At 43.3% G+C, this 14,330-nt stretch carries 10 protein-coding genes and 2 other RNA genes; all 12 read left to right on the top strand.

What is annotated here, in order from left to right; translation table 11 throughout:
* Nucleotide 1: 1 nt before the first annotated feature.
* The 12 genes from dut to ssrS all read left to right on the top strand — a co-directional run bounded on the left by dut (nt 2) and on the right by ssrS (nt 14,218).
* Nucleotides 2-418 (top strand): dUTP diphosphatase, encoded by a 417-nt coding sequence (dut, locus tag FYJ66_RS05915; protein WP_235897370.1) that lies wholly within the window; start codon nt 2-4, stop codon nt 416-418.
* Between the two features lie 158 nt (nt 419-576).
* Entirely contained in the window at nt 577-1,230 is a 654-nt protein-coding gene (locus tag FYJ66_RS05910) for an IS607 family transposase (RefSeq protein WP_338071167.1), read from the top strand.
* Nucleotides 1,163-2,329: an RNA-guided endonuclease TnpB family protein gene (locus FYJ66_RS05905; protein WP_154572586.1), complete on the top strand. Its 1,167-nt coding sequence runs from the start codon at nt 1,163-1,165 to the stop codon at nt 2,327-2,329. Before FYJ66_RS05910 ends, FYJ66_RS05905 begins: the two co-directional genes overlap by 68 nt.
* 189 nt (nt 2,330-2,518) lie before the next feature.
* Entirely contained in the window at nt 2,519-3,544 is a 1,026-nt protein-coding gene (locus FYJ66_RS05900; RefSeq protein ID WP_154572585.1) for a deoxyguanosinetriphosphate triphosphohydrolase, read from the top strand.
* The gene (gene dnaG / locus FYJ66_RS05895; protein ID WP_154572584.1) at nt 3,544-5,325 is read left to right on the top strand and encodes a DNA primase; all 1,782 of its coding nucleotides are present in this window, start codon (nt 3,544-3,546) and stop codon (nt 5,323-5,325) included. The genes FYJ66_RS05900 and dnaG overlap by 1 nt, the downstream gene beginning before the upstream one ends.
* Nucleotides 5,318-6,532: an RNA polymerase sigma factor RpoD gene (gene rpoD / locus FYJ66_RS05890; RefSeq protein ID WP_154572583.1), complete on the top strand. Its 1,215-nt coding sequence runs from the start codon at nt 5,318-5,320 to the stop codon at nt 6,530-6,532. Before dnaG ends, rpoD begins: the two co-directional genes overlap by 8 nt.
* Nucleotides 6,533-6,536: 4 nt before the next feature.
* A complete protein-coding gene (locus FYJ66_RS05885; RefSeq protein WP_154572582.1) occupies nt 6,537-7,283 on the top strand; it encodes a tRNA (adenine(22)-N(1))-methyltransferase in 747 nt (248 codons plus the stop codon).
* Nucleotides 7,265-8,359, top strand: coding sequence for a YkvI family membrane protein (locus FYJ66_RS05880; RefSeq protein WP_154572581.1), 1,095 nt, complete (start codon nt 7,265-7,267; stop codon nt 8,357-8,359). Before FYJ66_RS05885 ends, FYJ66_RS05880 begins: the two co-directional genes overlap by 19 nt.
* A gap of 31 nt (nt 8,360-8,390) precedes the next feature.
* An RNA gene (gene rnpB, locus FYJ66_RS05875) (RNase P RNA component class A) lies at nt 8,391-8,735 on the top strand.
* A 79-nt stretch (nt 8,736-8,814) separates the two neighbouring features.
* Nucleotides 8,815-13,170, top strand: a complete 4,356-nt coding sequence (locus FYJ66_RS05870; RefSeq protein ID WP_154572580.1) for a 2-hydroxyacyl-CoA dehydratase — start codon at nt 8,815-8,817, stop codon at nt 13,168-13,170.
* A 92-nt stretch (nt 13,171-13,262) separates the two neighbouring features.
* Nucleotides 13,263-13,985: a YebC/PmpR family DNA-binding transcriptional regulator gene (locus FYJ66_RS05865; RefSeq protein WP_277006944.1), complete on the top strand. Its 723-nt coding sequence runs from the start codon at nt 13,263-13,265 to the stop codon at nt 13,983-13,985.
* A gap of 49 nt (nt 13,986-14,034) precedes the next feature.
* Nucleotides 14,035-14,218, top strand: a non-coding RNA gene (gene ssrS / locus FYJ66_RS05860) — 6S RNA.
* The last annotated feature ends 112 nt before the right edge of the window (nt 14,219-14,330 follow it).

The following is a 14,330-nucleotide window of genomic DNA, read 5'->3' as shown; positions in this document are numbered from 1 at the left end:
GATGATATCGAAAAGTGGCAGGATCCCTGAATACAAGACAGAAGGCGCTTCAGGAATGGATCTTAAGGCATATCTCAGCCAGCCCGTTACCCTCCATCCCATGGAAAGAATGCTTGTTCCAACAGGTCTCTATATGGAACTTCCCCCTGGATATGAGGCTCAGGCCAGAGCCAGGTCAGGACTTGCCATTAAACACGGCATAGGCCTTGTAAATGGAATAGGAACTATTGACTCGGACTACCGGGGAGAGCTTTGCATACCGCTGATAAACTGGGGCAGCGAGGATTTTGTCATTAACGATGGCGACAGGATAGCTCAGCTTGTTATTGCCAGATACGAAAAAGTAGAGGTTGAGCTTACTGATTCTCTTGAAGAAACAGAGCGGGGAGAAGGAGGATTCGGTCACACGGGAGTTTAGTCCTCATTATCCTGTTTAAGAAGTTTCCCGCTTTTCCTGGAACCTCAGATTATTTCATAATGTAAAGGAGAAGACATTAAGTAACCAAAATCATTGTCAATAGTGATTAAATGTGTTAAAACATACTCACGGAGGATATTGTTATGAACACATCTAATATCACTAATTACAAACCAAAAGATTTTGCTGAATTATTGGGTGTCTCAGTCAAAACGTTACAACGTTGGGATAGAGAGGGGATTCTGAAAGCAAATCGAACTCCGACTAATAGGCGTTATTATACTTATGATCAGTATCTTCAGTTCAAGGGCATAAATACTGAAAACGATAATCGTCAGATTGTTATTTATGCCAGAGTATCTACAAGAAACCAAAAAGATGATTTACAAAACCAAGTAACTTTTTTACGTCAGTTTTGCAATGCTAAAGGTATCATTGTAGATCAATGTATTGAGGATTATGGAAGTGGGCTAAATTACAATCGTAAAAAGTGGAATCAATTATTAGATGAAGTAATGGAACAAAAAATCAAAACTATCATAGTTACACATAAAGATAGGTTTATCAGATTTGGCTATGATTGGTTTGAAAGATTCTGTATGAAGTTTAATACAACCATAGTGATAGTGAATAATGAAGAACTATCACCGCAGGAAGAACTTGTACAGGATATTGTGTCTATACTGCACGTTTTTTCTTGTAGATTGTACGGCCTTCGTAAGTATAAAAAACAAATAGAAGGAGATGCAGAAATTGCTAAAGAGCTTCAAGACGGAAATAAATCCGACAGTCGAGCAAAAAATCAAAATTAACAAGACTATCGGTACTTGTAGGTACGTCTATAACTTTTATCTAAGTCACAACAAAACTTTACACGATAACGGTGAAAAGTTTATGAGTGGTAAAAGTTTCAGTGTTTGGCTGAACAATGAGTACCTTCCCAAAAATCCAGATAAATTATGGATCAAGGAAGTCAGTTCAAAATCTGTAAAACACTCAATTGAAAATGGTTGCGTTGCATTTACAAGATTTTTCAAACATCAGAGTGCTTTTCCAAAGTTTAAAAAGAAAGGCAAATCTGATGTGAAAATGTACTTCGTAAAGAATAATCCAAAGGATTGCCGATGCGAAAGACACAGAATTAATATTCCATCACTTGGCTGGGTCCGCATTAAAGAAAAAGGATATATCCCAACCACCAAAGACGGGTATGTAATCAAAAGCGGTCATGTTTCAATCAAGGCGGATAGATATTATGTGTCAGTCCTTGTAGAAATTGTTGATAAAAAGATCTCCAATAGTTCTAATGAAGGAATTGGTATCGATCTTGGATTAAAGGATTTTGCCATTGTTTCCAATGGTAAAACTTATAAAAATATCAATAAGTCAGCAAGAATTAAAAAATTAGAAAAGAAACTGCGCAGAGAACAAAGATGTCTCTCACGCAAGTATGAAAATTTAAAGAAAGGAGGACCCACTCAAAGAACGAATATACAAAAACAAAAGCTCAAGGTACAGAAACTCCATCATAAAATAGACAATATCCGTACTGACTATATTAACAAGACAATCGCTGAGATAGTAAAAACCAAGCCATCTTATATAACGATTGAGAATTTGAATGTATCAGGAATGATGAAGAACAGACATCTATCAAAAGCCGTTGCATCACAAAAGTTCTATGAATTTAGAACTAAGCTTAAAGCGAAGTGTGATGAAAATGGTATTGAATTAAGAGTCGTAGACAGATGGTATCCATCATCCAAAATATGTCATTGCTGTGGTGCTGTCAAGAAAGATTTGAAGCTTTCAGATAGAATATACCGTTGTGATTGTGGTTATGTCGAGGATAGGGATTTTAATGCTGCTCTTAATCTAAGAGATGCTTGGACTTACGAAATTGCACAATGAAAGCAAACGTAAGTATGTACTGCGGGCTATCGCAGGAATTTACGACTGTGGAGTGTACAATAACTTGTGAGTAGCGTATTGTTTATAATCGCCAAAGCATACACATTGAAGCAGTAAGAAGTATCCGCAAGGACTTCAATTCTCGATATGTTTGAGTATATTTAAACATATTTTGAGTGGCAGGAGGGAATGCAGTTCAGAACTGACCTGGAAAAAAATGAATACGACAGACTGGATCAGCGGGCCTGCAAGGCCGGAGATTCTGCGGGAAGAAAGATTCCTGAGGAGAAATGCCAGTTCAGAACTGATTTTCAGCGGGACAGGGACAGGATTGTCCATTCTAAATCTTTCAGAAGGCTGATGCACAAGACCCAGGTTTTCCTTTCTCCAGAAGGAGACCATTACAGGACCAGGCTTACCCACACTCTTGAAGTTGCACAGGTGGCTAGAACTATTGCCAGGATTCTCAATTACAATGAAGACTTGACGGAAGCCATTGCCCTTGGCCATGACCTTGGACACACACCTTTTGGCCATAGCGGAGAAGCTGTTTTAAACAGACTTTATCCTGGAGGTTTCAGGCACAATGAACAGAGCATCCGGGTGGTGGACAGACTTGAACCTAAAGGGGACAGGATGGGCCTCAATCTGACTGAAGAGGTCAGAAACGGAATACTCTGCCACAGCGGAGACCTTAAGGCTGATACTCTGGAAGGACAGATTGTAGGAATAAGCGACAGAATTGCTTATATCAATCACGATATAGACGATGCTATACGAGGAGGTGTTCTCCGTGCCCATGATCTGCCTCAAAGGGATATTGAGATTCTAGGTGACACTCATAGCAAGAGGATCAACAATCTGATTAGAGACCTGGTGGAAAACAGCCAGGGAAAAGATGAGATTTGCCAGAGCCCCCGTTTCAGAGAGGCCCTGATGGACCTCAGGTCTTTCATGTTCAAGAACGTATATAACAGTAAGAAGGTGAAAGATGCAGAAGCTATGGAGAAAGTGGAACGGATAGTTGAGTCTCTCTACTGCTTCTATGTGGAGCATCCGGATGAAATGCCGGAACTTTACAGGGACATAGTCAGTGAAGAAGGTCCTGAAGCTGGAGCCAGGGATTATGTCTCCGGCATGACCGATCATTTTGCAGCTGATATATATAGACAAATATTTGAGGGTATAGAACCGGAAAGAAGGAGATCTATCTGATGGCTTTCAACAATGATTTTGTGGATCAGCTAAAAACCAGAATAAATATTGTTGATGTTATTGGACGGGATGTGGATCTTAAGAAGTCGGGCTCCGGCTACAAGGGACTTTGTCCTTTTCACAACGAAAAGACTCCGAGTTTTTCTGTAAATGAGAGGGATCAGTACTTTCATTGCTTCGGATGCCACGCAAAGGGCGATGTGATCAGCTATGTAATGCAGAGACAGGGCCTTACCTTCATGGAAGCCGTGGAAAAGCTGGCTGATGAGTACGGAATGAAGATGCCGGAGCACAGCGGCCGTAAAGAAGACTTTAAGAAATATTACGATATAAATAAAACAGCAGCCCGGTATTTTTTCAAGATGCTGACTTCCAGGCCAAACCGTGGGCTGGCCTATCTCCGCCAGAGACAGGTAAAAGACGGAACTATTGCAAAATTCGGTCTTGGATACTGCGATTCTTCATTTGATGGCCTTTACAATCATCTAAAGTCCAAAGGTATAAAAGATGAGGATATGATAAAACTGGGCCTGGTTAAGCAGGGAAAGAATGGTCCCTACGATAAATACAGGAGCAGAGTAATTTTTCCCATATTTGACCCATCTGGAAGAATAATAGGATTCGGAGGACGGAGAATAGATGACAATGACCGGGGTCCCAAATACCTGAATTCCTCTGAAAGCGAAATATTTCTGAAAAAGAACAATCTTTTCGGATTAAACATTACAAAGGGAGACATTGCAAAGGCCGATCAGGTGCTGATAGTAGAAGGTTACATGGATATGATATCTCTATGGCAGAATGGTATCACCAATGTAGCTGCATCCCTGGGAACAGCTTTAACAGAAAACCAGGTAAGACTTATAACCAGGTATACCAAGAACGTTATATTGTCATATGACTCTGATGAGGCAGGAATAAAAGCGGCTCTCCGTGGAATCGGAGTATTTGATGGATCCGGTGCAAATGTCAGGGTTCTTCAGGTAAAAGACGGGAAAGATCCTGATGAATATGTAAAAAAATACGGAGCCAATCAGTTCAGAAAACTGGTAAACGATGCAGTCCCGGCTGCTGAATTCCGGTTCAGAGCCATGATCAGGGGCAGGGATCTTTCCGATGAACGGCAGCTCCTTTCATATCTACGGGATATTATTCCTTTTCTCAGAAAAATGGATCCTCTTGAACAGGAAATTTACATAAAGAAACTCCACAAGGATTATGGAATCGGTGAGATGGCTCTTCAGTCACAGCTCAGACTGCCGGATACTGGTGCTGAACCAGTGTATGACAGGAGAAGCCAGCATATTGATCTCCGAAAGAAAGAACCTTCAGACAGGACTCTGCGCCTTGAACTTTCTATTCTTTCTTTAATGATGACAGATCAGAGGTATATTGACAGAGCCTCTCAGGATGGTATATCCTTCAATACTGCCCTTGGAAGCCGGATTTTGAATATTATCCTTAATATATCCCGTTCATCAGAACAGGGCGGAGTAATTACAATACAAGATATTTGTTCAGAACTGAGTCCCGACGAAGAGTCGGTTGTAAAAAAGTTAATAAAACCGGTTGGACCTGACGAGGAAGAATACTATCTGCAATGCAGGGCGGAGTACCAGATTGATAAGCTGGATGAAAAACGCGCCGAATATCAACACAGGATAGTTGACCTTGAAATAGGTGGATCGGAAGAAGATAAAAAGGAAATTGATGCTTTAGCTCTGGCTGTTGTTGAAATAGACAGAGAGAAAAACAGAATCAGGGGGGAATTGAATGCCTAAAAAGAAATCATCAAGCACAAGTATTGAAGACAAGATCAAAAAAATTGAATCTGACAGAAAGCTTGATTCCGCTGCTAAAGAAAAATTGATTAAGCAGGAGAAAACCCTGGAGATGCGCGACAGATACGTTGCGGACCTTGTTGAAAGCGCAAAAAAGACAAACAATGTCATTACCACAGCTGAGGTCAGCGATTATCTTGCAGATCTGAAGCTTACAGTTGAAGACATTGAGGCTTCCTATGATATGCTTGAAAAAGAAGGCATTACCATAGTAAACAGCCGTGATGAAATTCCTGACTATGATGAAGATGATGACGATGGAGTTGTTCTTAACGAAGAAGGGGGCATTGACGTTGACAAAACCGTTCCGAAGAACGTTCCTACAGATGACCCTGTAAGAATGTATCTGAAGGAAATCGGAAAAGTTTCCCTCCTTACTGCAGAAGAGGAAAGAGAACTGGCTATCCGCATGCAGAACGGAGACGAAGAAGCAAAGAACAAACTTTGTGAATCAAATCTCCGTCTTGTAGTGAGCATTGCCAAGCGTTATCTGAACAGAGGACTTACTTTCCTGGACCTTATTCAGGAAGGAAACCTGGGTCTGATTAAAGCCGTTGACAAGTTCGACTACACCAAGGGATTCAAATTCTCTACATATGCCACATGGTGGATCAGACAGGCTATCACAAGATCTATTGCAGATCAGGCAAGAACTATCAGAATACCAGTTCACATGGTTGAGACTATCAACAAGCTGATCAGAATTCAGAGGCAGCTCCTCCAGGAGTACGGACGTGAACCTACTGCAGAGGAAATCGCAAAGGAAATGGGCATCACCGTAGAGAAGGTAAGAGAGATAAAGAAAATCTCCCAGGACCCTGTATCACTGGAAACACCTATCGGTGAGGAGGAAGATTCCCATCTGGGGGACTTCATTCCAGATGACGATGTGCAGGCTCCAGTTGATGCTGCAGCATACACAATGCTGAAAGAACAGCTGATGGAAGTCCTTGATACCCTTTCAGAAAGAGAAAAGAAAGTTCTCATGCTCCGTTTCGGACTGGAAGACGGCAGACCAAGAACACTTGAAGAAGTAGGCAAGGAGTTCAACGTTACAAGAGAGAGAATCAGACAGATTGAAGCAAAGGCCCTCAGGAAGCTGAGACATCCGTCCAGAAGTAAGAAATTGAAGGATTATCTGGAGTAAGCCCATGAAATTAAGCCAGAGACTGATGGAAATGTACCATCAGGTATCACCGGGAGAAAGAGTAGCGGATATAGGCACAGATCACGCCTATATCCCGATTCTCTTGATGAAAAATAATATTTCACCCTTTGTTATTATGTCCGACATCAGCCAGGGTTCTATGGACAAGGCACAAAGGAACTGTAAAGATCAGGGGTTCGGTCTTCCGGACTCCTGTTTTAGAGTAGGCGACGGACTTTCCACCATAGAACCTGGAGAGGTGGACACCCTCGTTATCGGGGGACTTGGAGGACGGACAATTGCAGGCATTCTGGCTGCAGACCAGAATCTGACAAACTCCTTCAGCAAGCTGATTCTTCAGCCTAGAAACAACAGCGGAGAACTTAGATATTATCTTCATCTCACTGGATGGACAATAATATCAGAGCGTCTTGCAAAAGAAGGAAAATTCATCTGTGAAATAATCACCGCTTCAGCACCGGAAAATACTTCCGCTGCGCCCAGCTTTTCAGCAGAAACAGATCTTGCTGATTTGCTGAAGGAAGGACAGGATTACCGGTGGCGATATCCGGAATCATTTAAATACCTTCCTTCCGGGCAAAAGGAACTGCTGAAGAAAAGGCTGGACTGGAAGTTCGGAAGCTTGAATCAGGAGATACAAAATCTCAGGAAAAGCAGCAATAATTACAAAAGTCTCATAGATCAGTTGGAAGAAGAAAGAGATTATCTGAAATGGATAGAAAAGGACTGAACATTTTTCAGGTAGCTGTAATGTATATCGGTGTTATCATGGGAGCCGGATTTGCGTCAGGAAGGGAAACCTGGCAGTTTTTCGGTGTTTTTGGAAAAGCCGGAATCGGAGGAGTTATTCTTGCCACAGCAGGATTTGTCATCTTCGGCCACATGATAAGCTATATCGCCATCAGCAAGAACACCCAGGAATTAGGAGAACTGGTAAATCCCTTTAACAGCCCTGTCCTGGACAGTATTATTGGATGGGTCATAGCCATAATGTATTATTCCATGATAATCGCAATGTCTGCTGCAGGAGGGTCACTGCTAGAATATCAGTTCGGAATAAACAAGATTATCGGCGGAACTATAGTGGTGGTTCTTACAGTTATTACAGCAGCCGGGGATTTTCAGAGAGTGTCGGGTGTATTCAGGCGTGTCATTCCTGTGACTTTTGCTGTGGTTATATTCTCAATCATAGCAGTCATTCTTAAAGGGCAGGATCAGAGCGGTCCTGTTTCAGGTTATGATCCCGGGGTCATAACCCCTAATCCTGTAGTTGCAGCATTTGTTTTTCTCTCCTACGACTGCCTTGGAATGATTACCATGGCGGCAGCCACCGCAATCCGGGCAAAGGACAGAAAAACTGCTTTTTCCGGATCCTTGCTGGGCACCCTTCTTCTCGGAGGACTCACCATGCTTCTTCTGATGGCAATTCTTACAGATATGAACCTGGCCAGCTCACTGGACCTTCCAATGCTGGGATACGCCATGAAGATTTCCCCTGTACTGAATTATGTTTATGCCGTAGTTCTGTATATTGCAGTGTATTCCACAGCTTCCAGCACGTTCTACGGTTTCAGCACGAAGCTCAAACCGGGAAAAACCAAGCTGCCTGTTATGATTGGAGGGGCAGCCGTAGGTTTGCTGGCAGGGCTTACAGGCTTTAAGAAAATAGTAGAAGTACTTTATCCTATGCAGGGATACATAGGTTTTGCTGTGTTTGCGTTAATTATTGCCAATTACATAAAAGAAGTCCGCAAAAATCATGTTTCGGGAACAAAACCGGAAACTCAGGGAAAACAAACCCCTTGACAATCCTGATTTTACACTTATAATAACTGAACGGGTAAACCAGACGATCGCGTGCACTTTGCATGAGGAAAGTCCGGGCTCCACAGGGCGAGGATGCCAGATAACGTCTGGCGTAGGTAACTATAGGGAAAGTGCAACAGAAACATTCCGCCGAAACGGGTAATGCCGTGGTAAGGTTGAAATGGTGAGGTAAGAGCTCACCGGCGCCATGGAGACATGACGGCCGTGTAAACCCCATCCGGAGCAAGACTAAGAATGGGTTTGTAGTGCAGTTGCCCGCTGCCCCCAGAAGGTAAGTCGCTGGAGACTGTCAGCAATGGCAGTACTAGATGGATGATCGTTTAATACAGAACCCGGCTTACGGTTTGCCCGTTTTTTTTGTAACACTGATTCGTGGGGAACCTGGTTCTCTGCGAATCTTTTGTCTATTTTTGTAAGTTTAAGAGGTTAACTAGATGAGGTTAGGAATCGACGTTGGTTCAACTACCGTAAAGCTCATCATTCTTGATGACAACAATAAGATCGTATACTCCAGATATGAAAGACATATGTCTAACGTATTTGAAAAGGTAGGAGAGCTGCTGGAGGATCTGAGAGACAAAGAGGGAGATCTGAGTCTGAAGGCCGTTATTACCGGTTCAGGAGGCATGTCTCTTGCTGATCTCTTTGGCATTAAATTTGAACAGGAAGTTATTGCCTGCAGCAGGGCTGTAGAAGAACTTATTCCGGAAACAGATGTTTCAATCGAGCTTGGTGGTGAGGACGCCAAGATAACTTATTATGGGGCAACTGTTGAACAGAGAATGAACGGTACTTGTGCCGGAGGTACAGGTGCGTTCATCGACCAGATGGCTGTCCTTCTTAACACTGACGCTCAGGGTCTGAATGAAGCTGCAAAAGGAATGAATATCATTTATCCAATCGCATCCAGATGCGGTGTGTTTGCAAAGACGGATATTCAGCCTCTGATCAACGACGGTGCAAGGACGGAAGACATTGCTGCTTCTGTTTTTCAGGCCGTGGCAAATCAGACAATCAGCGGCCTTGCCTGCGGTCATCCAATCAAAGGCCACGTGGCATTTCTCGGAGGCCCACTGACCTATCTTTCAGAGCTGAGGAAACGTTTCATCGAAACACTGAACCTCAAGCCTGAGGAGATAATTTTCCCGGAAAATTCCAAGTATTTTGTAGCCATTGGTGCAGCATATCTGGCAACTAAGGAAAAAGATGAGATCACCATTTCTTCCCTTATTCAGCGCATCAAGAATGCTGATCCCTCCAGCCTTTCAGGTACGAAGTATATTAAGCCCCTCTTCAAAGATGAAGAGGAATATGAGGCTTTCAAAGAACGACACAGCAAGGCGAAGATTGCAAGAGGAAATATCAAGGAGGCCAGAGGCCCTGTTTTCCTGGGCATCGACGCAGGTTCCACCACCACAAAGGCTGCCGTTATCAACGACAAGAAGGAACTTATTTTCCAGCACTACCAGAGCAATGAAGGAAACCCTCTCAAGGTTGTTAGAAATATTCTTGAGGAGCTGTACTCTCAGCTTCCAGAGGGAGCATACATAGGCCGGTCTGTTGCAACTGGCTACGGTGAGGGCCTCATTAAAGCTGCATATCAGATAGATGATGGCGAGATTGAGACCATGGCCCATTACAAGGCAGCAGAGGAATTCCTGCCTGGAGTTTCATTTATCCTGGACATAGGCGGACAGGATATGAAGTGCATGAAGGTCAATGACGGCGCAATTAACAGCATAATGCTTAACGAGGCCTGTTCCGCAGGCTGCGGTTCATTCCTTGAAACCTATGCGAAGTCTGTAGGCATGGAAGTTCCGGAATTCGCCCATGCGGCTCTTCGATCTGAAAGACCTGTGGATCTGGGAACCAGATGTACGGTTTTCATGAACTCAAAGGTTAAGCAGGCTCAGAAAGAGGGAGCAACGGTTGAGGACATTTCAGCAGGACTGTCCCTTTCTGTAATCAAGAATGCTCTCTACAAAGTAATCAAGTTAAGAAATCCTAACGAAACTGGAGACAAGATAGTTGTTCAGGGAGGCACCTTCCTGAACGATGCAGTGCTGAGATCTATCGAACTGGTTCTTGGCAAAAACGTTGTAAGGCCTGATATATCCGGCCTTATGGGCGCTTTCGGTGCTGCCCTCATCGCAAGAGAGGAGTACTCTGAAGGAGAGAAATCAGACCTTCTCAGTGCAGAAAAGCTTTCAGCCTTCTCCGTTCACACCGAAAACTCCAGATGCGGAAAGTGTGGAAACAACTGCATGCTCACTATTTCCACATTTTCTGACGGAAACCGCTATGTAACTGGAAACCGCTGCGAGCGAGGGGCAGGAGAAGAAGTTAAGAAAAACAATCTACCTAATCTTTATAAGGAAAAATACAAGCTCATTTTCGGACGGAAGGTTCTAAGCGAAGATGAAGCCTGGAGAGGAGAAATCGGTCTTCCAAGAGTACTTAACATGCATGAAGACTATCCATTCTGGAATGCATTCTTTAATTCTCTTGGATTCCGTATTGTCCTCAGCCCTCCGGGAAGCAAGAAGCTGTATGAGATGGGAATGGACACCATTGCCTCCGATACAGCATGTTATCCGGCTAAACTGGTTCACGGACACATCAAGTGGCTGGTGAACAAGGGAATCAAGAGGATTTTCTATCCGTGCATTCAGTATGAAGTAGTTGAGGACCCCACAGCAGCTAACCACTACAACTGCCCGATAGTAGCTACTTATCCGGAAGTCATCGACAAGAACATGGCAGATCTTTTCTACGAAAACAACGTAGAGTTCTACCATCCATTCCTTCCTTTCGACCGTGACGACAGGCTTGTAGATGAAATGTACAAGTTCTTCCGGGGTGAAAGGCAGATAGACAACGAGGCCCTTGAAAACATCAATAAGACCTACAACTTTGATGATGACAGCAGGGATTATTCTCTCCTGCATATGAATATATCAAAGGAGGAACTTAGAGAGGCTGTAAAGGCCGGAAGAGAAAGCTACCAGCAGTTCAAGGAAGCCATGAGAAAAGAAGGAGACAAGGCTCTCAAATACATGGATGATAACCACGTAAAAGGCATCATCCTCTCAGGCAGACCTTACCATATCGACCCGGAGATAAACCACGGAATCGATTCGGTTATTACATCTCTTGGAATGGTCGTCCTTACAGAGGACTCAATTGCTGACAGAGTTAAGATAGCAAGAGATATCCGTGTACTTGACCAGTGGATGTTCCATTCCCGTCTATACAGAGCCGCCGTATTTGCAGGCCAGAGAGATGATGTTGAGCTGGTTCAGCTGTTCTCCTTCGGCTGCGGACTGGACGCTGTAACTACTGACGAGGTAAACGAGCTTCTGGACGAAAACAACAAGCTTTACACCCAGCTTAAGATTGATGAAGGGTCAAATCTGGGTTCAGCAAGAATAAGAATCCGTTCCTTGAAAGCAGCTTTAATGGAAAGGGAGAAAAACGGAACAAAGGCAAAGGGAATTAACAAGCCATACAAGAGGGTGGAATTTACTAAAGAAATGAAGAAAGAAGGCTACACTCTGCTTATTCCGCAGATGTCGCCTATACATTTCCAGTATTTTGCCCCAATACTTCAGGCCGCCGGATATAACGCAGTTCTCCTTCCACCTGTTACAAAGGAATCTGACGAAGAAGGACTCAGATATATTAACAATGATGCATGTTATCCAACCATTGTAACTCTGGGACAGATAATATCTGCCCTTAAATCGGGAGAATATGATCTGGACAGAACTGGTGTGTTCATGTCCCAGACAGGGGGAGGATGCAGAGCAAGTAACTATGTGGCTCTCCTGCGTAAGGCTCTTAAAGACCTGGGCATGGAACAGGTGCCTGTAATTTCCTTTAATATGGCAGGCCTGGAAAAGAACTCCGGTTTCAAGATAACTGTACGCATGGCACTGAGCCTGGTGTTTGCAGTAGTTTACGGCGACTTGATAATGAAATGCCTTTACAGGACCAGACCTTATGAAAAGGTAAAGGGCAGCGCCAACGAAATAATGAACTCCTGGTACGACAGGATCATCGAGAACGTTCTGGATCACAACCTGAGAAAGTTCAAGAGAAATATCAATGACATTGTAGAAGCTTATGACAACCTTCCGATTTATGAGGATATTGAGAAGCCAAAGATCGGTGTAGTTGGAGAAATACTTGTAAAATATCATCCAAATGCCAACAACAATCTTGTTGATCTCATCGAGGAAGAAGGGGGAGAGGCTGTTGTACCAGCTTTCATAGACTTCTTTGAATACGGAATGATCAATAAGATCTACAATTACGATAATCTGTCAGGAACCAAGAAAATGATGCGCAGGAACAGATTTGCCCTTAAATTCGTCGAGTATTTCAGGGAATACGCAAGGGAAGCATGCAGAAAGAGCAAGAGATTTTACACTGACGAATATATTCAGAATACAGCCGCCAACGCGTCAAAGATCATTTCCATTGGAAACCAGTGCGGTGAAGGCTGGCTTCTCACAGGAGAAATGGTAGATCTCATCGATCATGGTGTGAAAAACATTCTCTGCCTTCAGCCTTTTGCCTGCCTGCCTAACCACGTAGTTGGAAAGGGTATGATAAAGGCTCTGAGAACCTACGATAAGGATGCTAACATCGTGGCCATCGATTACGATCCAGGTGCCAGCAATGTAAATCAGCTGAACAGGATTAAAATGATGATGGCAACTGCATTCAAGAACCTTGAAAAGGAAAAAAACCTGGATTTTCCGGCAGATGTCAGAAAAGAAGCATGATCCGCAGTTGATACATTTTCTCAATGGGTGTATAATTTATCGGATTTTGTAAAAATTTAAATACTATTTTCACATATATAAGGAGGTACCCGGTGGGTAGACACGGCACTATTGCAGGCAGAAAGTCTGCGCAGGACGCAAAGCGTTCAGCAATGTTCACAAAATATACAAGGCAGATCATTGTAGCAGCAAAGAACGGTGGAGATCCGGAATTCAATTTCACTCTGAGAGCTGCTATTGATAAGGCCAAGTCTATTGGTATGCCGGGTTCAAACATTGAAAGGGCTATCAAGAAGGGAACTGGCGAACTGGAAGGCGAGTCCTATGAAGAGCTGACATTTGAAGGATATGGTCCTTCCGGTGTGGCAGTTATTGTTGAAGCTCTTACTGATAACAAGAACAGAACAGCTTCCTTCGTAAGATCAACCTTTGACAAGAACGGAGGAAATCTTGGTACTCCTGGCTGTGTTTCATACATGTTCTCAAGAAAGGGTGTCATTCTTGTTGAAAAGACCGATGACATCGATGAGGATGAGCTGATGATGGCAGCACTGGATGCTGGGGCAGAAGACATGAAGTCAGATGATGACAGCTTTGAGATTCTTTGTGACGCACCAGAACTCAGCGCTGTAACTGATGGAGTAAAGGCTGCAGGATACGAAGTAGTTCAGTCTGAAGTAGAGTTCGTAGCATCAATAGATGCCACCGTTGCTGACGAGGATGTTAAGTCTCTCAGAAAACTGATTGACACACTGGAAGACAACGATGATGTCCAGAAGGTTGCTTTTAACTGTGATCTTCCTGAGGAGGAGTAGTTCCCAAACTTGCAAATCTCAGTTGGACAAACTATAATTACTTAAAGTATTATTCCTGGGGTATTCGTCGGGGGGTTTTAATTGAACCTACACTTCTTAAACGGGATTCTTAGGACTGACTGCTAATGAAAAGCCGTCTTCGAACGGACTTCAGCGGCTGAGGAGAGAAGTTACCCACCCTTATCATTCGATAGGGCGTCAATTATTTTCCCTGACGGTACTTTGGGATAATACATTTGGGATAATACAATAGATAATACAAAATAAGAAATAAAGGAAACATTCATAGAATTTCCTTCAGAAAGCGCAGAGGATTGAGCATAGAGCATCGTTTCCTCTGCGTTT

The sequence above is a fragment of the Allobaileyella intestinalis genome (genome assembly GCF_009695865.1).
Classification (GTDB): domain Bacteria; phylum Bacillota; class Clostridia; order Peptostreptococcales; family Anaerovoracaceae; genus Allobaileyella; species Allobaileyella intestinalis.
Note: the sequence above shows the minus strand (reverse complement) of the source record. Positions and strands in the feature narration are given on the sequence as shown.

Coding starts and splice junctions, on each gene's coding strand:
- dut (WP_235897370.1), top strand. CDS start 2: ATGATATCGAAAAGTGGCAGGATCCCTGAATACAAGACAGAAGGCGCT.
- FYJ66_RS05905 (WP_154572586.1), top strand. CDS start 1,163: ATGCAGAAATTGCTAAAGAGCTTCAAGACGGAAATAAATCCGACAGTC.
- FYJ66_RS05900 (WP_154572585.1), top strand. CDS start 2,519: ATGCAGTTCAGAACTGACCTGGAAAAAAATGAATACGACAGACTGGAT.
- dnaG (WP_154572584.1), top strand. CDS start 3,544: ATGGCTTTCAACAATGATTTTGTGGATCAGCTAAAAACCAGAATAAAT.
- rpoD (WP_154572583.1), top strand. CDS start 5,318: ATGCCTAAAAAGAAATCATCAAGCACAAGTATTGAAGACAAGATCAAA.
- FYJ66_RS05885 (WP_154572582.1), top strand. CDS start 6,537: ATGAAATTAAGCCAGAGACTGATGGAAATGTACCATCAGGTATCACCG.
- FYJ66_RS05880 (WP_154572581.1), top strand. CDS start 7,265: ATGGATAGAAAAGGACTGAACATTTTTCAGGTAGCTGTAATGTATATC.
- FYJ66_RS05870 (WP_154572580.1), top strand. CDS start 8,815: ATGAGGTTAGGAATCGACGTTGGTTCAACTACCGTAAAGCTCATCATT.